We start from the raw sequence: 20,622 nt of genomic DNA on the forward strand, positions 1-20,622 counted from the left end.
ACACTAAATCCGACAACCGACGGTCAGAGACCGGTTTCACCCACCCTGTACGCGCCATATCCACAACGTAACACGAGAATGCTTAACTGAACGGTATTGCCCCTAAGTGGGGGAACGGCTCAGCATCCTTGCCCCGTTCGTTCTCGATCTTTCCGAGACCTGGCGGTCTGCAGTGGCCGTTGAGCGTTCCACGTCTGGAGCGTCATGCTCGACCTCGACACCTAGCGCGAATGGGAGGGCCCGCTGCCCGACGAGTGGGCCGACGACAAGCGCGGCATCTGGTCGGAGCCGATCGTCACGATCAAACGGTTGGCAGAGCGGGCCTGGGGCGACGAAATCCTGACCCGGTCAGGTATGGCGACACCTCGGCAGCGTTGTGACGGCTACTTTCCAATGGGCTGCTCATTTCTTGCACCCTGCCAGGCGATTTGTCCGGCGATCCTGCCCCGCGATTTCCATGCTGTGCCTCGCGGGTGCACGATGAGGTGAGGGGATGTCCCCAGGATGAGCCATGAATTCGCCCCGTGCCTTCACCGCGGTCGACCGCCGACGAGCGAACACCGGCGCCAGATCGTGGTTGGTTGTGTCGATCCCCGCCGCCTCGACAATCCAGAAAGTCCGACCGTGAATCCCCTTGTTTCTCATCGCACTATTCGGCGCGCACCCCGCGCCCGACGAATCGTCTTCATCACGATCGGGTCGGTGGCCGCCGTGCTCGGGGTGGGGCTCGGCGCGATCCTCACCGTGGGTGGAATCTTCGTTCCCGCGACCTACCTCCAGCCGTGGGGCGCGACCTACTACCAGCAGTTCACCGACATTCGGATGCAGGTCGTCGCCCATGCCGTGTTGGCGCCGAGCGGACACAATATGCAACCGTGGAACGTTCGCCTCGACACGGCCGATGCCCGCGTGCTCTACCTCTACGCAGATCCGAGCCGTCTCACTCCGGCAGTAGATCCGCTCGCACGGCAAACTCTGGTCTCGCAGGGCACCTTCCTGGCCTACCTGCGGATCGCCGCTAAGAAGCTCGGGTACTCGGCGGCGTTCGAGTTGTTCCCGGACGGCACTTATGACGAGGCGGACCTGACGAAGTCGATGAGCCAGCGTCCGGTGGCGCGGATCACCCTGGCGAGTGATCCCTCCGCGACGACGGACGACTATGCCTCCCTGTTCTTGTCCGATACGAACCGGTCACCGTACACCGCGGCGCCCGTGACCCAGGCGCAGACGGATGGGCTGACCAGGGTCGCCGAGAACTCCTCGGCGAGTCTCGCGATACTCAGCGACCGGAAGGACAGGGCAACGCTCGGCAATTTGGGAGTCGAGGGAACCCGCATCGAGACTCGCAACGTCGCGGCGACCAAGGAGAGCGACGCGGTGTTCCACGGTTCGGAGCAAGCCAAGAACGAGGCACGTTCGGGATTCGCCGTTGAGGGACAGGGTACCAGCGGATTCATGAAGTATGTCCTCCAGGGCCTGATCGCCGTCGTACCCGCCCTGAACGACGATGCGGCCGGGGCGAAGAATGCGATCGCGCTCACTAAGGCTGGTATCGAACACACGGCCGCCTACGCACTGATCAGTACGCCCGGGAACACTCGCACGGAACAGGTCGAGGCCGGGATTCTCTACGCGCAGTTCTCCCTCCACGCCCGCACGCTCGGTTTGGTGATGCAACCGTTGAGCCAGGTCCTGCAGGAATACCCGACGATGGCTGCTCCGTACGCGGCGATCCACGCGGAGTTCGCGCCTCACGGCCAAACGATCCAGATGCTCGTTCGCATCGGAACGCCCACCACCGAGTACCCGGTGTCCATGAGACGGGACCCGACGTCCCTCCTGCGCACATCCTGATTCGACGGTTGACTCAGGCGATCAGGCCGGTCTCGGTCCGCCGAAGTCATTCGGCGCGGCTGCGTCGGAGATCGGGGTGGGAGGCAGATCGTCCGGTGCAACAGGCCGCGAAATGAGATAGCCCTGCACCGCGTCACAGCCCAGATCGCGCAGTAACTGGAGTTGGCAGGGGCGTTCGACGCCTTCGGCCGTGACCGTGAGCCCGAGGGCGTGTGCGGTGTCGATGATCCCGCCCACGAGCAGGGCGTCGGCGGGCGAGGAATCGATGTGGTCGATGAAGGTCTTGTCGATCTTCACCGTCGTCAGCGGCAGGCTGCGCAGCAGGGCGAGGGAGGAGAAGCCGGTGCCGTAGTCGTCCAGGGCGATGCTGATCCCGGCCTGGCGGAGGTGTTCAAGTTGCCCGATCGCCCGGGGCAGGTCGGTGATCGCGGCGCCCTCGGTGATCTCCACCTGGATCAGTGCGGGGGGAACGCCATGCCGGGTCAGGGCGTCCAGGAGCTCGGGAACAATGGTGCGCGCCGCGAGTTGAAGGGGAGACACGTTGACCGCGACCCGGCGCGGGGTTCCCGCATCCAGCCAGGTCCGGGCCTGGGCGCAGACCTCGTTGATGACTCGCTGTCCGATGCGGTGGATGTCGCCCGACAGTTCCATGATCGGGATGAACTCCGCAGGCGACACCGCGCCCAGCACCGGGTCGGTCCAGCGCAGCAGCGCCTCCACGGCTGAGCAGTCGCCGCTGGCCAGGTCCAACTGCGGCTGATAGTGCAAGCTGAACGCGCGAGTCTCGAACGCCTCGGGCAGCCGACGTCGGATCAGCGCATTCCGCACGATCGGCGCGGCCTCGCCATGCCCGTCCAGACGCGCGACCTGGCGCTTGCCGGCCTGCTTGGCCTTGAGCATCGCCCCGTCAGCGTGGCGCAGCAGCGCATCAAGCGGGCTCAGCTCCTGTTCCGCGGCGACATCACCGGCCATCGCGATGCCGACCGACGCCGACACGTGCAGCAGGTGCCCGTCGCAGACGAACGGGACCGATGCGCCGAGCACGACCCGGTCGGCGATGGCGCGAAGCTGCCCTTCATCCACGTCAACCAGCAGAACCGCGAACTCGTCGCCGCCCAGGCGGGCGAGCACATCCGTCGGGCGGATGACGTGGCGCAGCCGTTCTGCGAAGCCGACCAGGAGCTCGTCCCCGGTCTGATGTCCGAAGGTGTCGTTGATGGCTTTGAAACCGTCGAGGTCGATGTAGAGCACCCCGAGTCGGGTGATGTCGCCGGCATCCTCGATCGATGCGCTGCCACGCTCCTCCAGCTGCCGTCGATTGGGCAGCCCGGTCAACGAATCGTGCAACGCGGCATACCGGAAATCCGCCGACAACCGTTCGAAGATCTGGGACACCGAGACGACCCGTGGGCCATCGTCGGTCAGCACGAGCACGTCACGATAACGGTTGCCCTCGGGCAGTTCCAGCACGCGCTGCGCGGCGGTGGCCAGGGTCATCGTGCCGGGCAGGAAGAAGGATTTCTCCGGCACCATCTGCCTGGCCGTGGACCGGGCATGCAGGCCGCGCCCGTAGCCCAGCCGCCCGGTCAAGGTGAACTCCACCTGCTCCCGGGACAATAGGGAATGAACGCCATCGTCGTGCACGACGAGCGAACGAAGCTGACGGTCCGCGCGAAACACCCGGTCGATCTCCGTCACCGGCGTCGCCGCGGAAATCACCTGGACGCCCGTCGCCAGGTCCGCCAGACAGACGACCCGATTGTCGCGGCCGACATCGGTGCCAAGAATGGTGCTCATGCTTCATCGATACCCGATTCAGGTCCCTGGCCCAATTCCCCGCGCCGGAGTTCGCCGACTGTTCAGCCGCCCGACCCCCTGGGCAGCGCCGTCGGCAGCCCCCACCGCGCCGTCGACGAATCACGCCACCTCGTACAGGCCCTCGAGTGCGCTGCTGATCGAGCCGAAACTGCCGATCGCCTGCGTTTGGTCATTCTGTAGCAGGAATCCTCGCGGTGTGCGCTGGATCATGCCCGCCAATTCATTCGTGACCTCATGACGGACTTCCCACAGGGCAGGGCCCGCCATGACGACTGAGAAGAGCTGACTGTGATCCATCGACGTCCCTCAGCTCCCCTGCGCCTGCGGATGTCTTCCGCACCACAAGCCTGATCCCCCTGGCCCGTCGACGAGGGTCCATTCGGAGAACACACGATGAAGAGTGCGTAACCAGGGCTGGCGGCGATGCTCTCAGTACGCGGCGTCCGGAGTTGCAGTGACGAAATATGAGATCGCGGCCTCCAGACTCGTGAACCGGGCGTATTCGACGGGATCCACAAATTCCATGACCTCGTAGGCGCCACGGTTCTTGTCGATGAAGCCCACGAGGGACAGCGCATTGTCGGTCGCGATCCTGCGGTCACTGATCCTCCACTCGTGCTCGGACAGGGCGACCACGTGAAGGTCCTCTCGGGTGCGAGTTCGCGATCGACCAGTGATCATGATGATTCCTCTTTTCCAAGTCCCCTCGCAGGATACATTCGGCAACTCTCAAATTCGCCGGGAAGACCGCAGTGACCGATTGTCCGTGTCGCCCGCCGGCTCCGATTCACGAGACGCCGCCGCGTACACGTCCGCAGCTGCCCTCTCTCGGCCCCATCCGAACCAGAGCGTGCGCGGTTGCGGAAAGCATCCCGTCACGGCGGGCGGCAAGAGCGTCGAGGTGCTCGTCCGCTTCCGGCACTCTGAGGCTAAACGTCATGGTCACGCCACGACCTTTCCACTGGTCGGCAAGGTTGAACCAGAAGGCGGCGTGGTCGCGCCTACGCGCGTTGGGCCGGAACCGATCTGGGATCGCTACTCGCGGACCTCCGGATCCGTGGAATTTGTACAGGTCCTTGCCCGTGCTCGGGCGAGACGGTCAGCATCGGATCCCAGGCCAGACCAGTTGCTTCAGCCGGGAAATTGTCTGCCAATACCTACGGGCAGGCTCGTCGACGTCTGCTGAACGCGGAGTGTTGGGGTTAATTGCGCTGGAAGATGTTGAGAATGTTGCCCTCGCTATCGGTGAACCAAGCAGCCTTCCCGACCGGGGTTGCTGCGATGCCATTCTCAGTCTTGAGGCCAGGAAAGTCGTACTCCTCGAAGACGATGCCGCGACCTTGGAGTTCCTTGACCTCTGCAGCGATGTCGTCGGTTCCCCAACCCATCTGAGTGTTCTTTGCGGTGCCGGCGTTGTCGGTCTTGTAGAGCAGGAAGGCCGTTCCGTTTCCGCATCGGTACATGAGGTTCTCCTCATCCATTGCGACCGCGGGCTCGAGCCCAAGCACGTCCCGATAGAAGGTTCTGGCTCTGGCCATGTTCTTCGCTGGAAGGACGGCGATGATGTCAAGTTCCTTAAGCATGCTGATTTCTCCTTCTTGGCATTGATAGAGGGACTCGCCCTGACGGCAGTGCCCGCACGGCGGATTTACCGATTCTCTTCTGGGACCGACCACTGGCTTTTCGGCCACGGGCCGGGACAGCTACTGGGGAGTTCCTCGGCGCGGTGTGAGTGGCGACCGGATCGAGAGTCTCCACAGCATTCATGTCGCCATTATGGACACGATTGGCGTCGTCGGATACAGGTAGGCGGAACCCAAATTGAGGGCGCGTCCGTGTCTCGCAACCGTGCTGGGAGCACCATACGCCCACCGGTTGAAACACGCGGTGACGAGATCCCGACAGTTGGTGATTCCTCTGCCGCTAATCCACCCGGGCACGCGGGTGAGCCCGTATCATCGCCCGGTCCGCTGAAGGTTCCCGATCGCCACTCCCTCACGACTTCGGTATTTCGACGAATTGGCGCCGAATCTGCGTCCGTAGACGTCCGTCCAACGAGCTGGTCCGGTTCGGCCCGCCCGCGGACCGCTCATGAAGACGAGAATCCGGTCGGGAGTTGCTCCCGGAGTGACTTCAGATTTTTGAGAGCAGGGCGGCGATGGAATCCAGGGATCCCGGAACCAGGATGTAGTAGGCCCAGGTCCCGCGTTTTGCGCGGTGCAGGATGCCGGCTTCCACCAGAACCTTGAGATGGTGGGACACGGTTGGTTGGCTGAGTCCGAGTGGCTCAGTGAGATCACACATGCAGGCCCCGCCTTCCGCGTGAGCGGTCACCATGGACACGAGACGCAGCCGTGTCGGGTCGGCCAGAGCCTTGAACGAAATGGCCATTGTGTTGGCGGTGTCGGTGCCGATCGACTCGCGCGTTGGGGCCTGTGAACAGCTGGTAGTCGGGGCGGGAACGAGGTCGGTGAACGACATGTGAACAGTATCCCCCATAAATTGACATTCATCGATGTATTGGAAAGACTTCACATCGACGCACGTCCATTTTTCGTCATTGATCCACACGTCACGGACATTTACGGAGCCTCATGTCTTCCCCTGCACCACAGACCACGTCACCTGCGCGACTGGGATTCACCGATCGGTTCCTGCCGGTGTGGATCCTCGCGGCGATGGGCGGCGGGCTGCTGGTGGCGGTCTTCACTCCCGCCGTCGGTGACGCCCTCGGCGCCTTCACGATCGGGTCGGTCAGCGTGCCGATCGCGATCGGGCTGCTGGTCATGATGTATCCGGTGCTCGCGAAGGTGCGCTATTCGGATGCGCGAGCGGTCGCCGGGGACAAGCGGCTGCTGATCTCCTCGCTGGTGATGAACTGGCTCATCGGCCCCGCCCTGATGTTCGCCCTCGCCTGGATCTTCCTGCCCGACCTGCCTGAATACCGCACCGGCCTGATCATCGTGGGCCTCGCCCGCTGCATCGCCATGGTCCTGATCTGGAACGAGCTCGCCTGCGGTGACCGAGAGGCGGCCGCGTTCCTCGTCGCCGTCAACTCGGTCTTCCAGGTGTTCGCATTCGGTGCCCTGGGCTGGTTCTACCTCCAGGTGCTGCCGGCCTGGCTCGGGCTGTCGACCACGAGCGCGGAGTTCTCGATCTGGGCGATCACCGCCAGCGTCCTCGTCTTCCTCGGCATTCCGCTGTTGGCCGGCTATCTGTCCCGCCGGATCGGCGAGGCCACCCGCGGCCGCGCCTGGTACGAGAGCCGGTTCCTGCCGAAGGTTGGCCCGTTCGCCCTGTACGGCCTGCTGTTCACGATTGTTCTGCTGTTCGCTCTGCAGGGCCGGCAGATCATCGACCGCCCGCTGGACGTCGCACGCATCGCTCTGCCTTTGCTCGTGTACTTCGCGGTGACGTTCCTCACCGGTTTCCTTCTCGGCAAGCTGATCGGTCTGTCCTACGAGCGCACCACGACGCTGGCGTTCACCGCCGCGGGAAACAACTTCGAGCTGGCCATCGCGGTGGCCATCGGCACCTTCGGCGCCACCAGCGGCCAGGCCCTGGCCGGCATCGTCGGCCCGCTGATCGAGGTCCCCGCGCTGGTCGCCCTCGTCTACGTGGCCCTCTGGTTGCGGCCCCGACTGTTCCCGGGGACCACGCCGCAGGCAACCGTCGCTGCCTCACAACCGGTCTCGGACCGGGTTTAGTCTCTTCTCACGAATCCGATGCACGCCCCCAGAAAATCAAGAAGGAATGACCACGCATGAGTGACAAGCCCACCGTTCTCTTCGTCTGTGTCCACAACGCGGGCCGCTCCCAGATGGCCGCCGGCTACATGACGGCCCTCTCCCAGGGCCGCGTCGAGGTGCTCTCCGCGGGCTCCGCCCCGAAAGACCAGATCAACCCGGTCGCGATCGAGGCCATGGCCGAGGAGGGCATCGACATCGCCAACAACGTGCCGAAGATCCTCACCACCGAGGCCGTCAAGGAATCGGATGTCGTGATCACCATGGGCTGCGGCGACACCTGCCCGATCTTCCCGGGCAAGCGCTACGAGGACTGGGAACTCGCCGACCCGGCCGGCCAGGGCATCGAGTCCGTGCGCCCGATCCGCGATGAGATCAAGGGCCGCATCCAGGCCCTGCTCGCCGAGATCCTCCCCGCCGCGGTCTAGGGCCGGCGCACAATGAGCGACACCAGCGCCCGCCGGTCGCTACCGGGCCTGACGTATCCCGAGGAATACCTGAAGCGTCTCGCCCGCGACCTGACCGTGAAGTTCGCGGGCGTCTTCGGCGCCGAAACGGTCGAACGCTATGTGCTCGAGTCCTATACGGCGTTGCTGCGCACGTCGACGGTGAAGGCGCATCTGGCCACTAACACGATCCGGTTCGCCACGGACCGGTTGACTGCCCTGGCGCAGGCCAAGGGCGCGATCGCGCACCCGGTGCCCGAGGTGTTGTTCGTCTGCGAGCAGAACGCGGGTCGGTCGCAGATGGCGGCCGTGTTCACCAACGCTCTCTCCGGCGGTTCCGTGCACGTACGCTCGGCCGGTTCATCCCCGTCACGTGAGGTGAATCCCACGGTCGCTGCAGCGATGGCCGAGATCGGGCTCGACTTCACCGAAGCGTTCCCGAAGCCCCTCACCGACGATGTCGTGCAGGCCGCCGACGTCGTCATCACCATGGGCTGCGGGGACGCCTGCCCGGTCTACCCGGGGAAGACGTACCAAGACTGGGCGTTGACGGACCCGGCCGGCCTGACTCTTGAGGAGGTCCGTGTGATTCGCGACAAGATCAAGGCCCGGGTCGAGCGGCTGCTCGGCACCCTCGCACCCCAGGACCAGTGACCATGAGCATCGAGAACGTCATTGTCATCGGCTCCGGCCCGGCCGGGTATACGGCCGCGACCTATCTGGCACGGGCGGGGCTCTCCCCGATCGTGCTGACCAGCTCCGTCGAAATGGGTGGCGCTCTGATGACCACCACCGAGGTGGAGAACTTTCCCGGATTCCGCAACGGCATCCTGGGTCCAGACCTGATGGAAGAGATGCGGGCACAGGCGGAACGCTTCGGCGCGCGCCTGGTCTACGACGACGCCGTCACCGTGGACCTGACCGGCCTGGTCAAGACGGTCACGACCGGCGAGGGCGCCACGTACCAGGCGCATGCCGTGGTCCTGGCGATGGGGTCCGCGTATCGGAAGCTGGGCGTGGAGGGTGAAGATCGCCTCACCGGGCACGGCGTGTCCTGGTGCGCGACCTGTGACGGGTTCTTCTTCCGCGGGCAGGACATCGCGGTTGTCGGCGGCGGGGACTCCGCACTCGAGGAAGCCATGTTCCTGACCCGCTTCGCCAACTCGGTGACTCTCGTGCACCGCCGGGACGCCTTCCGCGGTTCGAAGATCATGCAGGAGCGCGCCCTGGCCAATCCGAAAATCAAACCGCGTTGGAACAGCGAAGTCGTTTCGGCCACCGGGGACGAAGCTCTCACGGGCCTCACACTGCGGGACACCGTGACCGCTGAGATTTCCACGTTGGATGCGACGGGACTGTTCATCGCTATTGGGCACGACCCCCGCAGCGACCTCGTCGCCGGCCAGGTGAACCTTGACCCGGACGGGTATGTGCAGGTCAGTCACCCGGGCACCGACACGAATCTGCCGGGCGTGTTCGCCTGCGGGGATCTTGTTGACCGGCGGTATCGTCAGGCGGTCACGGCCGCCGGTACGGGTTGTGCGGCTGCTCTGGATGCCGAACACTATCTCTCAGCTGCAGGGCTCGCCGAATACCCCCGCCACGACACCGCACCTGCCGCTGAAAAGGTGTAAGTCGCCGCTAGTGGGGGCTCGGTGGAACGGCGACCACGGTGCCATGCACGTTGCAGGCCGCGGCGAGGGTGTTGAAGACGGTGCCGAATTGACTCAGATTTCGGTGCAGCAGTTCCACTCGTCGCTGCTCTTCGGCGGTGACGATGCGGACTTCGTACTCGATCTCCACAAATTTCGGCGGGGCATCCTGGCGCCGTGATTTCACGTCGACTTCGGCGCTCTCGTAGTCGAACGGCATCATGGCCTTGGCCCGTTCGAGGTTTTTGAGCAAGCAGGCGGCGAACGCTGAGGCCAGTAGTTCGGCGGGCCCCGGAAGCCCGGACGGCTCCTCGGCTGCCCAGGTGGCGTCGATGGGGATGCGGTGATTGCCCGCGTCGATCGAGGCGGCAACGCCGGAAACGCTTTGGCCGTGCACACGATAGCTCTTCGGTGGGGTGGTCATAGTCTTTCCCTTCTCGTGCTCAATCTCTCACCAGTTGGCCGTCACCGCACGGGCACCTGGATCGGGCTCACCCGGCCAGCGCAGCGGCATGAATCTCGGCTATTTCGCGGCGGCGGTCAGGAACCTGCGCACTTCGGGCGGCGTCGGGACGCGGCCGGAGACGACGACCTTCTCGTTGATGACGAGGGCGGGTGTGCTCATCACGCCGTAGCCGACGATCGCGGCGTAGTCTTCGACCTTTTCGATGGTGGCGTCCAGGCCGAGCTCTGCGACGGCGGCGGTGGTGACCTTGGTCAGGGTCTTGCAGTTGGTGCAGCCGGGTCCGAGGATCTTGATGATCATGGGGGTGGTTTCTTTCAGGAGTGGGGTTAGGCCAGGATGGCGTTGAAGAGGTAGCCGACGGCGACGATGCCGAGGCCGGTGGTCGTGATGAAGATGGCGAGCAACTGCGGTTTCAGCACCCGGCGGAGCAGGATCATCTCGGGAAGCGACAGGGCGACGACGGCCATCATGAAGGCGAGCAGGGTGCCCATCGGGAGGCCCTTGTCGTAGAGGGCGGCGACCAGGGGCATGATGCCGGCGGCGTTGGAGTAGAGCGGGATGCCGATGAAGACCGCGATCAGCACGCCGAAGGGGTTGTCGGGTCCGGCGTAGGTGGTGAAGAAATCAGCCGGAGCCCAGCCGTGGATGAGGGCGCCGAGGCCGATGCCGACCAGCAGGTAGATCCAGATCTTCTGGATGATGGACTTGACCTCTTCGACGCCCATCTGCATCCGCTGCCCGAAGGTCAGACCGAGGGAGGGATCGATGAGCTCGCCGCCGAGTTTCACGTCGAACACGAACGGTTCCACCCACTTTTCGACATGCAGGCGTCCGAGGATCCAGCCGGACACGATCGCGATCAGCAGGCCCGACACCACATAGAGGGCGGTGATCTGCCAGCCGAACAGGGTCAACAGCAGGCCGATGGCGATTTCGTTGACCAGGGGGCTGGCGATCAGGAAGCTCATCGTGACGCCGATCGGAACGCCGGCCGCGACGAAACCGATGAATGCGGGCACGGCGCTGCAGGAGCAGAACGGGGTGATCACGCCGAGGCCGGCGGCGAGGACGTTGCCGACGCCTTCGCGTTTGCCGCCCAGGAAGGCCCGGGTGCGCTCGACGCTCATAAAGGAGCGGAGCACAGTGGAAGCGAAGATGATGATGGCGAGCAGCAGCAGGATCTTCAACGAGTCGTAGATGAAGAAATGGATGGTCTCGGTGACCCGGCTCTCGGGGTCGAGGCCGAACGCGTCGTAGAGCACCACGTCCCAGAGCCACTCGTTGACCCAGTAGGCCAAGGCCCAGAGGCCCACCCCCGCGGCCAGGATTCCGACCCGGCCACGCGTGGTGGTCGGTATCCGTTCGGCGATGCTCACAACTACTCCTCGACTAGGAAACCTGAATTGAAACGCTGGGTCCAGGCGTGGGACCCCTCCACATCGAGCCGAGGTGCCCCATGCCGGTTCTACCTGTTAGCAGCAAGCCACTTTCTCGCCGACGGGCGAACTGGTCGCTTCACCGCTGGACGAGCAGCAGCCGGCAGCGTTGTCAGCTTTTCCTTCGGAACCGCAGCACCCACCCGCAGCGGCGAGTTCCTTCTCTGGCGCGGCAGTGCTTGTCGCACCCGATCCACCACAACAACTGTTCATGAGTTCCTCCTTCACGAAACACCGAACTATTCGACGTTTATCTAATTCAAAGTATGACCACCTCTTTGATATGTGTCAAGAAGGTGGCAGACTGATCGCATGCCCAAAACGCTGCCGCTCCTCGATGACGTATCGCCGATCTGCTGCGGTCCGCTGGGGAACAGCCCCACGCTCGACCTGGACGATGCGATCGCCCTCGCGGTTCGCCTCAAGGCCTTGGCCGACCCGGTGCGCCTCCAGCTGCTCGCCTACCTCCTGGCCCAGCCGAACCAGGAAGCCTGCACCTGCGACCTGGCCCCGATTGTGAACTTGTCCGAGCCCACTGTCAGCCACCACCTCAAGAAGCTGCAGACCAGCGGGATTCTGACCAAGGAACGTCACGGGATGAGCGTGCACTACCGCGTCGTCCCGGAGGCCATCCACGCCATCGCCCGAACCCTCGACACCGGCACCTGGGCACAGCCGTCCCCCGATCAGGAAGCTCGCTCCTGCATGGTTGGCGTTAGCTGAACCACCCCGCCGCGCTGGGGACCAACGCCATAGATTGACATTCATCGATATAACGACCAGACTCGATATATCGACTCCGATCGATTTAGTGGCCTGATTGCCGCACCGGCCACACCTTGGACCAGCGCATCAACCCAACATGACGTTCACGCCAGAGTCGCGCGACGCCCCATCAATGCCCCGCCAATTGCGCTGGGACTGACAGGGGCAATCCCTGGACCTCTTGCGTCCCGACTGACCCCCGAACTCTCGCGCCCTGGACGCCGGCGAAGAATCTGAGGAACACCATGAACGCGTACATCACGACTCCCAACAGCCAGGCACGTCTCGTCGGTTCGTGTGTAACCACCGCAAACCCCCACGCCCTCATCCCGGATGGTTACGTTAGCGACGTCCAGTCGAGCAGGGCCGAGGGGCAGTACGTCTCCACGGCCGGAAAGAGCCAATCACCCAAGTTGTCGAGAGGACGCATCACAACCTGAGAGTCCTCTCTTGAATCTCGTCCCAGCCGCACTAGACGACTGAAACGGATGACGGGAAAAGACGGAAGGTCTACCAGCGATTCCCCAATGCCCCTCGGTGCGCGATCACTAGCGGCCATGACCTGTGTGCGATCCCGTCCGCACAGGGTCCGACCAACGGGCACTTCGACCCACACGTTATGCTCCGTCTCGAGCTGAGGGCGAGACGGGACGCTCAAGCCTGGAACCGAAACTTCATCTTTCGATGAGCTCTCGGGCGGCTGCGCGTCCGGTGCGCACGGCGCCTTCCATGTAACCGCACACCCATTGGTCGGAGCCCACCACCCAGAAGGGAGGTTCGTGCGTGCCATGAAGGGGACCGACGGCGGTGACTTCTCCGGGACGCCAGGCTGTGATGTAACCCTGCGTCCACGGATCCGCACCCCAGTTGCGCATGAAGACGGCCGTCGGGGTTGTCGCCCTCGGCCCGTAGGCTAGTCCCAGTTCCGCGGTTAGGGCCTTCTCACGGAGCGTTGGCGGCGTGGCATAGTAGGGGCCCAGCTTGCCGACCGGTACGAGTGCAGAGAGAATACCCCTGTTCTGTACCCACGTCCCGCCGAGGATGGTGTGTTCAAAGTAGCCGGTGCCGTTCTGGTTGCTCTCCTCCCAGAAGGAGGAATCGTATACGGACACGAACTTCGCGGCGGGGGCGTGTTGTTGGCGGTGTAGCGATGCGAGGCGTTGGGCGCTGAGACCGGTTATGCGAACGTCCCGAAGCGGCCCTGCCGGCAGGGAGCAGACGACATCGGTCCCGGTGAAGCGCTCACCGGTGTGAAGGGTCACGGAGACACTGTTCGTGGTGATGTCGATGGCGGCTACGGGACTGGAGTAGTGAATGCGGTGCGCCAGTTGCGCGGCCATGAGAAGTGCGACGGTGGCGGAGCCCTCGACGACTTTCAAGCTCTCCCACGCGTCGTAGTTGTAGAACCCGAGGGCGCCCGCCGTTGCCTCCTTGCGAAGGTCGCCGAGCAGTGACCGCCGTTCGACGGAGTCGTCCGCCAAGGCCATCGCGCGAACTTCCATGGCGCGGACGATGTTGGGGGTGGCACCTTCAGAGCGCAACCAATCGCCAACTGACAGGCGGTCCAGGGCCACAGCGTCGGGATGCTCCCAGGGATTGTCTGGATCCACGGTTGCCGCTAACTCTGTGAACTGCTGCTCGATCCGGTCGTGCTTGCCCCGCTCGGCGGCCGATAGCCATGGCACCGTGTTGCCCACTGACAGGCCGTCGTTCATCAGCCAGGTCGACTCGCCCGGGATATCGGTGAAGCTCGGACCGAGGTGCAACCCCAGCTCATCGACCAGACCTCGATACGCCGTGTGCGAGTCGCCCACGACCTCTCCGCCGAGTTGAACGAGGCGACCATCGGCAGTCCTGGTTTGCTCGACCCGCCCGCCGGGCCGCGCACGAGCCTCCAACACAACAACATCGGACCCGGCGTTCATCAGGTCCCGGGCAGTGCTCAACCCAGCAAGACCGGCTCCAACGACAACCACATCGTGCGCTCTCATTCTGCCTCCTCAGTCAGCCGCAAACGCCAGCACGAACTCGAGTCGTGGTCGGTCCGATAAGGACACCGTCCGTTCATGAGCTCACGGCGGACCTCGCGGCTCGGTCCCTCGATCGCCTCCGACTATCTCCCGATTTGGACGAAAGGGCGCCGGGGCGTCGAACCGAAGTCGTTCCCTCCCCACCCGCCCGCCCGGCAACGCAATGTCATACGCAGACACCTGGAAGTCAGCCCGGACACACTCGCAGACCCTCATCCGCGAGAACGCGTGGACCGCTTATGAAACCCTAGACCCGGATGGCAGTAGCACCCCGATTTGCCTCGAACTGGGGTGCTACGGCGAATCCGAGGCGGGCGCCCGTCGGGGTCGATGTCGAGGTGGCAGAGGGGAACCGCCCAGAGCCAGGGGTTGGGCGAGACGGGTTCAGGGGTGTCCTGGCGTACGAGTCCGGAAGTCTGGGCCCGCGGCGGGCAGGTTCGTGCCAGTCATCCGGAGCGTCGGCGATGGTCTTCCGCCGGCCCACCAGGCGAGTTCACCCCGGGCGAGGCCCGCTCTGTGCAAGCTGGTGTTCTCGTCGACATCATTGTTGGTGGCGATCATCGTCGGGCGGGTCAGCGGTGGCTCCTGGGCCCCTGTCCTGACGCGATCAGGTTCGGCGCGGCCGCCGCATCGAGTTGAACCGTTTGCACTCCCAAAAAAATGAGCGTATACATTAATGAGTCCACTCATTGGAGGCGGCATGCCAGATCAAATCGATCGCTTGCGCGGAACGACCCGCACCGCAGGGGGTCGGCGCGAGCGCAACATGGACGACAAGCGTCGCCGGATCTTTGCGGCGGCAGCAAACCTGTTCGCTGAACACGGCTTCGACGGCGTGAGTACGCAGGAGATCGCCGACCGTGCCGACGTCGCCGCCGGCACCGTGTTCCGGTACGCGTCGTCCAAGAACGAGCTCCTGCTCATGGTCTACAACCAAGACATGAATGCGGCCATCGATGACGGTGATCGGGCATCGGCAGGCGTCCTCGACGCGGTCGAGGCACTCGTCGCGCTGGTCCGGCCCATCCTGATGATTTCCCTTCAAAACCCGTTCACGATGGTCGCCTACCAGCGGGAGCTGCTTTTCGGCGCCGCAGCCGAGGTGTATCGGGCCGAGGGCCTGGAACTGGTCGCCCGTCTCGAGCGAGCGATTGCTGCGCGGCTGGTTGAGAGCACTCCTGCCTGCGGCATCGAAGAGGACGTCCTTGCGCAAGAGGCGCGGTGGGCCGCCCGCACCATCTTCGCGGCGCTCTCACTCATACTCGCCGCGCCGTCCACGGGCGCGCAGCCCACAGCAGATCCCAGCGACGAACTTCGGGGACAGGTCGCGCAGATCGTGCGCGGCTTCCTCGCGACCGTACAGCAGTAATCCAGAAATCACAGAGAGAGAAGCCGGACCGTGTACTACTCCAGCAGCAATTACGAAGCGTTCGTCCACCCGCGCAAACCCGACGGCGTCGAACGCAAGACCGCATGGTTCATCGGAGCCGGCGTGGCGTCAATGGCCTCAGCGGCCTTCATGATTCGCGACGGCCAGATGGACGGGTCAAAGATCACCATCCTCGAGCGGCTCCCGCTCCCCGGCGGGGCCCTGGACGGAATCCGAGAGCCGAAGAAGGGCTTCGTCATCCGCGGCGGGCGGGAGATGGAAGAACACTTCGAGTGCCTGTGGGATCTGTATCGTTCGATCCCCTCGATCGAGACCGAGGGCCTGTCCGTGCTCGATGAGTTCTACCGGTTGAACAAAGACGACCCGAACTACTCCCTCCAGCGGGCCACGATCGAGCGGGGCCAGGACGCCGGGACCGGCGGCCGCTTCGATCTCTCCGAAAGCTCCCAAAAGGAACTCACCGAGGTCTTCTTGGCCACCCGTGAGTCGATGGAGGGTAAGCGGATCAACGAAGTCTTCAGCGAGGAGTTCCTCACCACGACCTTCTGGATGTATTGGCGAACCATGTTCGCCTTCGAGGAGTGGCACTCCGCCCTCGAGATGAAGCTGTACCTGCACCGATTCATCCACCTCATCGGCGGACTGCCCGACTTCACGGCCCTGAAGTTCACGAAATACAACCAGTACGAGTCACTGGTGCTGCCCTTGTACCGTTGGTTGCTCGACCAGGGCGTGACGTTCAGGTTCGGCACGGAGGTCACCGACGTCGACTTCGCGATCACGGCCGACCGCAAGACGGCCACGGCCATCCACTGGATCGCTGAGGGCGTCAGCGGCGGCATCGATCTCGGCGACGATGACCTCGTACTCACCACTATCGGCTCACTGACCGAGAACTCCGACAACGGGGACCAGCACACACCGGCAAAGCTTGACCAGGGCCCGGCCCCGGCCTGGGACCTGTGGCGGCGCATAGCCGCACAGGACCCGTCGTTCGGGCACCCGGACGTCTTCGGCTCGAACATCCCGCAGACCAAATGGGAGTCGGCAACGGTCACCACGTTGGACCGGCGCATCCCTGCGTACATCGAGAAGATCGCCAAACGCGATCCATTCAGCGGAAGGGTGGTCACCGGCGGCATCGTCACCGCCACGGACTCCTCCTGGCTGCTGAGCTGGACCGTCAACCGCCAGCCGCACTTCAAGCAGCAGCCCCCGGACCAGATCGTCGTCTGGGTGTACTCGCTGTTCGTCGACAAGCCTGGCGACTACGTGAAGAAGACCATGCAGGAGTGCACCGGTGAGGAGATCACCCAGGAGTGGCTCTACCACATGGGCGTTCCCGTGGCCGAGATCGACGAGCTCGCGGCGCAGGCCGCCACATGCGTGCCCGTGATGATGCCCTACATCACGGCGTTCTTTATGCCCCGACAAGCAGGCGACCGACCCGCTGTGGTCCCGGCCGACGCGGTCAATTTCGCGTTTCTCGGCCAGTTCGCCGAAGCCGGAACCCGCGACACAATCTTCACTGTCGAGTATTCGGTGCGCACCGGAATGGAGGCGGCCTACCAGCTCCTCGGCATCGACCGCGGCGTGCCAGAAGTCGTCAATTCCACCTACGACGTGCGCAAGCTACTGGCCGCCACCAGCCGTCTTCGCGACGGCAAGGAGCTCGAGATCCCGGGCCCGGTCCAGCAGCAAGTGATGAAGCGGATTGCCGACACCCAGATCAGCGAGATGCTCACAGAGTACGGCCTCATCTCCTGAATCGGAGTGATGTCCGTCGCGTGTCAAGGTGAAGCGCCCGCCCCCTTGTGGTTGGGCGGGCGCTTCGGGTTGATGCACTCAGTCAGCTGTCGCTCTCGGTGCACCAGGGGAAGTACGAGTGCCCGACGAGCCTTCCCAACCGCCACTCCCCCGAGGCGTCGGAGTCCCCTCTGCGAATTGGGGCCAAATCTGCGTCCGTAGACGTCCGCCATGGTGACGTACATCAGAGCGCCATAGTGGTTCCGGTTCGCTCGGGGCTTGCGGTGAACGGGGCGGCAATGTGGCTAGATATCGCCGCCGATGGCCTCGCCGAGTTTGGCAATGGTCCGCTCGTTACGACGGTAGTGCGAGAACTGGCCGATACGAGTACAGATCACAAGATCTGCGCGTTGCAGCGTCGCCATGAACTGTGAAGCGGTGGACTGTGACACGTTTGCACGCGCTTGAATGTGCTTGAGGCACACTCCGACCTCGTCCGCTGGCCGATCCTGCGGCGGAAATGAGTTGCCGTCCTTGAGCCAGCCCAAGATTGCCAAGCGAGTTGGGTGGCCGAGCGCTTTGAAGGCGCTCACCAGTTGATCGTCGCTGAGGTCTTCCATGACTCCAGCATAGTGTCAAATCGTGATATCGCGATGTCACGATGCTGTGGTAGACCTGATATCGGTAAATTGCGTTATTGCGATGAAAGAGGAACCATGGCACTGAGAACTGCATTGGTCGTCGGAGCACGTGGTGTGATCGGCGGGAACTTGATCGAGCACCTCGATCGCGTGGGAGGCTGGACGATCATCGGACTCTCTCGGCGGGGAGGGGTTTGTCAGGGATCGATTCGGCATATCGCCGTTGACCTTTTGGACAAGGACGACACCGCTGGGAAGCTCGCCAGCCTGACTGAGGTCACCCATGTCTTCTATGCCGCCTATCAGGATCGCGCGAGTTGGGCGGAACTGGTGCCGCCGAACTTGGCGATGCTCACAAATGTTGTCGATGCGATCGAACCCGTGGCGCCGAAGCTGGAGCACATCAGTTTGATGCAGGGGTACAAGGTCTATGGCGCTCACCTGGGGCCCTTCTCGACGCCGGCCCGTGAGGACGATCCGCCGCACATGCCGCCGGAATTCAACGTTGACCAGCAGCAGTTCCTTGAGCGCCGTCAGGCCGACGCCGCTTGGTCGTGGTCGGCATTGCGCCCCTCGGTTGTGGCCGGCATTGGGCTCGGTAACCCCATGAACCTCGCCATGGTGCTTGCGGTGTACGCCTCGATCAGCAAAGAGCTCGGCGTCCCGTTTCGGTTCCCGGGCAAGCCCGGGGCCTACTCAAGCTTGATCGAGATGACGGACTCGGGGCTGCTGGCGGAAGCCACGGTCTGGGCGGCAACGAGCCCCGGTAGCAGGAACCAAGCTTTCAACATCACTAACGGGGACATGTTCCGCTGGTCGTCGATGTGGCCGAAAATTGCAGCGTTCTTCGACCTCGAGGTAGCGCCACCGCTGCCGATGAGCCTGAGCGACGTGATGGCAGGCAAGTCTGACCTCTGGGACGCAATGGTTGCGAAGCACGATCTGGCAAAGACTCCCTACTCTGATGTGTCCTCCTGGCAGTTTGGCGACTTCGTCTTTGCGTGGGATTACGACGTCATTGCCGACACCTCAAAATCGAGACGTGCTGGCTTCCACACCTATGTTGATAGCGAAGCAATGTTCCTGAGAATCTTCCAGAGCCTCCGAGACCAGCGACTGATTCCCTAAGCGGAAGGCGGGAACGCCGCAGCCAAAGCGCCTGCCCGGACGATGCCCCGAACTGACGCGGACGGTGGTCGGAATGCGGCTGCGGCTGCCCAGCTTCGGAGTGTGGCGCCGGCTCGAATTCCCCGGCACCATGGTCGACGACGAACTATCCACGGAGGAAGGCCTGCGCGCGCTGGATCGTAATGTTGCGTCGGGTATCGGTGACGGGGAACTCGCTGCATATTCGAACGAGGGAGACGGGATCGATGAGCCCGGCTTCGACTAGCGCGTCCACAAACTCCAGGTCCTTTTCATCACCACGAACCAACTTTGCGGCACACAGATCGTGTGGATCGAGGCATCGGGCCAGTGCGCCGTTGGGACTGTCTGGTGCCAGCTGAACGGTGCGGGTCTCCCAGCCATTCGGGAGCACCGCGGTCGTAGCGTTGACACCCTGCACGTAGAAGCCGTGGTCCATGTGAAACTGGGACCACTCCCCCAGGTTGACGTCGATGAGCGTAGCCAGGGTGTAGTCCGCATCGTCCGTGATCGGTGCAATGTCGACCTCTTCAGAGAGCGTGGCCCGTTCGGGCAGCTGCGTCTCATCATAGGAACCGAGGATGGCCTGGCTGCCAATGACGAGTACCTCGCGTTGCTCAGTGACCCTGGTGGCGTGCCGGATCGCCTCCTCGAGCTCCCTGCGTTTCATTCTTGGTTAGCCCGCTCGATTGCTGCGACCCGCTCGCCTTGAGTGAGGGCACCAGCGAACGGCGAGTTCTGTCGGAGTTCCCGACCCTCCGGAGTGTCCGCGAGCATGCCCAGGATGAGTAGGTCCACGGGACTATCCACAAGCTCGGCCCAACGATCAACCCACTTCTGCCCGATCGGGGAACGGAGCCGAGCCCGAAGGCGAACGAGGTTGTCCGGCACCACATCAAGCACAGCCTGCGGATCGGTCCTGAGCCTGTTCGCGAGAGTGCGATGCAGTTCCATCGTCACCCTCTCTTCACGACGAGTGTTGACGACCTCCACGCGGGGACGTCGCCCCATCACAGCCAGGGCACGCTTGAGCGTTCCGAGCTGAATCCGGTCGTCCCGCTCGGACTGTTCCATCCGCGTGACCGTACTGGGAGCAACACCCAGATTCTCAGCGAGATCACGAACCGTCCACCCGACTGACCGGCGCGTGTCTGCAATCGTTGTCGACATCTCATTCCTCCTGTGTTGCATTGTACTGCAACAAGGTCGAGGGCGCTGGAGGTCTTCCCAGACCATCCCAACCGGGACGTGCACCTCGTCGACTAGAGACATGACCAGGCGGGTGCCGGCAAGGCTCGCCAGCGGTACCGCGTGACCGCGGCAACTGGACCAGGCTCCTCCTCCTGAACGATCTCGTCCGCGTCCATGGTGTGCACCTTCCTCCTGTCAGCCCGCAGCGTCCAACTGGGTGATCCATCCAGGTGACTGCACAACTTTCCGCCTGAACAACCACCCGCCCAACGCGGCGGATGGCCGGCCGGCCGCG

Annotated in this window: 21 protein-coding genes; 9 read left to right on the forward strand and 12 right to left on the reverse strand. The window is 63.7% G+C overall.

Annotated elements, in window-relative coordinates:
• The first annotated feature begins 624 nt into the window (after nucleotides 1–624).
• Nucleotides 625–1,854 carry a hypothetical protein gene (locus E3O48_RS01845; RefSeq protein ID WP_134537123.1) on the forward strand — a complete coding sequence of 410 codons (1,230 nt, stop codon included), beginning with the start codon at nucleotides 625–627 and terminating at the stop codon, nucleotides 1,852–1,854.
• A 21-nt stretch (nucleotides 1,855–1,875) separates the two neighbouring features.
• Here E3O48_RS01845 and E3O48_RS01850 read toward each other — a convergent pair whose 3' ends face one another.
• The 5 genes from E3O48_RS01850 to E3O48_RS01870 all read right to left on the reverse strand — a co-directional run bounded on the left by E3O48_RS01850 (nucleotide 1,876) and on the right by E3O48_RS01870 (nucleotide 6,153).
• Nucleotides 1,876–3,651 carry a bifunctional diguanylate cyclase/phosphodiesterase gene (locus E3O48_RS01850; protein ID WP_134537124.1) on the reverse strand — a complete coding sequence of 592 codons (1,776 nt, stop codon included), beginning with the start codon at nucleotides 3,649–3,651 and terminating at the stop codon, nucleotides 1,876–1,878.
• Between the two features lie 120 nt (nucleotides 3,652–3,771).
• Entirely contained in the window at nucleotides 3,772–3,969 is a 198-nt protein-coding gene (locus E3O48_RS01855; protein WP_134537125.1) for a hypothetical protein, read from the reverse strand.
• Between the two features lie 132 nt (nucleotides 3,970–4,101).
• Complete coding sequence (locus E3O48_RS01860; RefSeq protein ID WP_134537126.1) at nucleotides 4,102–4,308, reverse strand: hypothetical protein; 207 nt, start codon at nucleotides 4,306–4,308, stop codon at nucleotides 4,102–4,104.
• 566 nt (nucleotides 4,309–4,874) lie between these two features.
• Complete coding sequence (locus E3O48_RS01865; protein WP_134537127.1) at nucleotides 4,875–5,255, reverse strand: VOC family protein; 381 nt, start codon at nucleotides 5,253–5,255, stop codon at nucleotides 4,875–4,877.
• Nucleotides 5,256–5,805: 550 nt separating this feature from the next.
• Nucleotides 5,806–6,153: a metalloregulator ArsR/SmtB family transcription factor gene (locus E3O48_RS01870; RefSeq protein WP_134537128.1), complete on the reverse strand. Its 348-nt coding sequence runs from the start codon at nucleotides 6,151–6,153 to the stop codon at nucleotides 5,806–5,808.
• Between the two features lie 113 nt (nucleotides 6,154–6,266).
• Here E3O48_RS01870 and arsB point away from each other — a divergent pair, with 113 nt between their 5' ends.
• From arsB to trxB, 4 genes are read left to right on the forward strand one after another with little or no spacing between them, the layout of a single operon-like run.
• The gene (gene arsB, locus E3O48_RS01875; protein ID WP_134537129.1) at nucleotides 6,267–7,379 is read left to right on the forward strand and encodes an ACR3 family arsenite efflux transporter; all 1,113 of its coding nucleotides are present in this window, start codon (nucleotides 6,267–6,269) and stop codon (nucleotides 7,377–7,379) included.
• Nucleotides 7,380–7,435: 56 nt separating this feature from the next.
• The gene (locus E3O48_RS01880; protein ID WP_134537130.1) at nucleotides 7,436–7,846 is read left to right on the forward strand and encodes an arsenate reductase ArsC; all 411 of its coding nucleotides are present in this window, start codon (nucleotides 7,436–7,438) and stop codon (nucleotides 7,844–7,846) included.
• 12 nt (nucleotides 7,847–7,858) lie between these two features.
• Complete coding sequence (locus E3O48_RS01885; protein WP_134537131.1) at nucleotides 7,859–8,518, forward strand: arsenate reductase ArsC; 660 nt, start codon at nucleotides 7,859–7,861, stop codon at nucleotides 8,516–8,518.
• 2 nt (nucleotides 8,519–8,520) lie between these two features.
• Nucleotides 8,521–9,498: a thioredoxin-disulfide reductase gene (trxB, locus tag E3O48_RS01890; protein ID WP_134537132.1), complete on the forward strand. Its 978-nt coding sequence runs from the start codon at nucleotides 8,521–8,523 to the stop codon at nucleotides 9,496–9,498.
• A 7-nt stretch (nucleotides 9,499–9,505) separates the two neighbouring features.
• Here trxB and E3O48_RS01895 read toward each other — a convergent pair whose 3' ends face one another.
• The 3 genes from E3O48_RS01895 to E3O48_RS01905 all read right to left on the reverse strand — a co-directional run bounded on the left by E3O48_RS01895 (nucleotide 9,506) and on the right by E3O48_RS01905 (nucleotide 11,358).
• Nucleotides 9,506–9,940, reverse strand: a complete 435-nt coding sequence (locus tag E3O48_RS01895) for an OsmC family protein (RefSeq protein ID WP_134537133.1) — start codon at nucleotides 9,938–9,940, stop codon at nucleotides 9,506–9,508.
• Between the two features lie 99 nt (nucleotides 9,941–10,039).
• On the reverse strand, nucleotides 10,040–10,282 hold the full coding sequence (locus E3O48_RS01900) for a thioredoxin family protein (RefSeq protein ID WP_134537134.1): 243 nt from the start codon (nucleotides 10,280–10,282) through the stop codon (nucleotides 10,040–10,042).
• Between the two features lie 26 nt (nucleotides 10,283–10,308).
• Complete coding sequence (locus tag E3O48_RS01905; protein WP_134537135.1) at nucleotides 10,309–11,358, reverse strand: permease; 1,050 nt, start codon at nucleotides 11,356–11,358, stop codon at nucleotides 10,309–10,311.
• Nucleotides 11,359–11,730: 372 nt separating this feature from the next.
• On the opposite strand from E3O48_RS01905, the gene E3O48_RS01910 reads away from it, so the two are divergent.
• Entirely contained in the window at nucleotides 11,731–12,141 is a 411-nt protein-coding gene (locus E3O48_RS01910) for a metalloregulator ArsR/SmtB family transcription factor (protein WP_134537136.1), read from the forward strand.
• A 716-nt stretch (nucleotides 12,142–12,857) separates the two neighbouring features.
• On the opposite strand, the gene E3O48_RS01915 is transcribed toward E3O48_RS01910, so the two are convergent.
• The gene (locus E3O48_RS01915) at nucleotides 12,858–14,174 is read right to left on the reverse strand and encodes an FAD-dependent oxidoreductase (RefSeq protein ID WP_134537137.1); all 1,317 of its coding nucleotides are present in this window, start codon (nucleotides 14,172–14,174) and stop codon (nucleotides 12,858–12,860) included.
• 739 nt (nucleotides 14,175–14,913) lie between these two features.
• Here E3O48_RS01915 and E3O48_RS01920 point away from each other — a divergent pair.
• Together E3O48_RS01920 and E3O48_RS01925 are read left to right on the forward strand one after the other, a co-directional pair.
• Nucleotides 14,914–15,582 carry a TetR/AcrR family transcriptional regulator gene (locus E3O48_RS01920; RefSeq protein ID WP_134537138.1) on the forward strand — a complete coding sequence of 223 codons (669 nt, stop codon included), beginning with the start codon at nucleotides 14,914–14,916 and terminating at the stop codon, nucleotides 15,580–15,582.
• Nucleotides 15,583–15,612: 30 nt separating this feature from the next.
• Nucleotides 15,613–17,370: an oleate hydratase gene (locus E3O48_RS01925; RefSeq protein ID WP_134537139.1), complete on the forward strand. Its 1,758-nt coding sequence runs from the start codon at nucleotides 15,613–15,615 to the stop codon at nucleotides 17,368–17,370.
• A 284-nt stretch (nucleotides 17,371–17,654) separates the two neighbouring features.
• Here the strand turns inward: E3O48_RS01925 and E3O48_RS01930 are convergent, their stop codons facing one another.
• Complete coding sequence (locus E3O48_RS01930; protein WP_134508722.1) at nucleotides 17,655–17,969, reverse strand: helix-turn-helix transcriptional regulator; 315 nt, start codon at nucleotides 17,967–17,969, stop codon at nucleotides 17,655–17,657.
• A 96-nt stretch (nucleotides 17,970–18,065) separates the two neighbouring features.
• Here E3O48_RS01930 and E3O48_RS01935 point away from each other — a divergent pair, with 96 nt between their 5' ends.
• Nucleotides 18,066–19,118 (forward strand): SDR family oxidoreductase, encoded by a 1,053-nt coding sequence (locus E3O48_RS01935; RefSeq protein WP_134508720.1) that lies wholly within the window; start codon nucleotides 18,066–18,068, stop codon nucleotides 19,116–19,118.
• Nucleotides 19,119–19,263: 145 nt separating this feature from the next.
• On the opposite strand, the gene E3O48_RS01940 is transcribed toward E3O48_RS01935, so the two are convergent.
• Together E3O48_RS01940 and E3O48_RS01945 are read right to left on the reverse strand one after the other, a co-directional pair.
• The gene (locus E3O48_RS01940; protein WP_134508718.1) at nucleotides 19,264–19,806 is read right to left on the reverse strand and encodes a DUF6036 family nucleotidyltransferase; all 543 of its coding nucleotides are present in this window, start codon (nucleotides 19,804–19,806) and stop codon (nucleotides 19,264–19,266) included.
• Nucleotides 19,803–20,408, reverse strand: coding sequence for a helix-turn-helix domain-containing protein (locus E3O48_RS01945; protein WP_134508716.1), 606 nt, complete (start codon nucleotides 20,406–20,408; stop codon nucleotides 19,803–19,805). The genes E3O48_RS01940 and E3O48_RS01945 overlap by 4 nt, the downstream gene beginning before the upstream one ends.
• Nucleotides 20,409–20,622: the final 214 nt, after the last annotated feature.

Source organism: Cryobacterium sp. HLT2-28, from assembly GCF_004402495.1.
In the GTDB taxonomy this organism is placed as follows: domain Bacteria; phylum Actinomycetota; class Actinomycetes; order Actinomycetales; family Microbacteriaceae; genus Cryobacterium; species Cryobacterium mannosilyticum.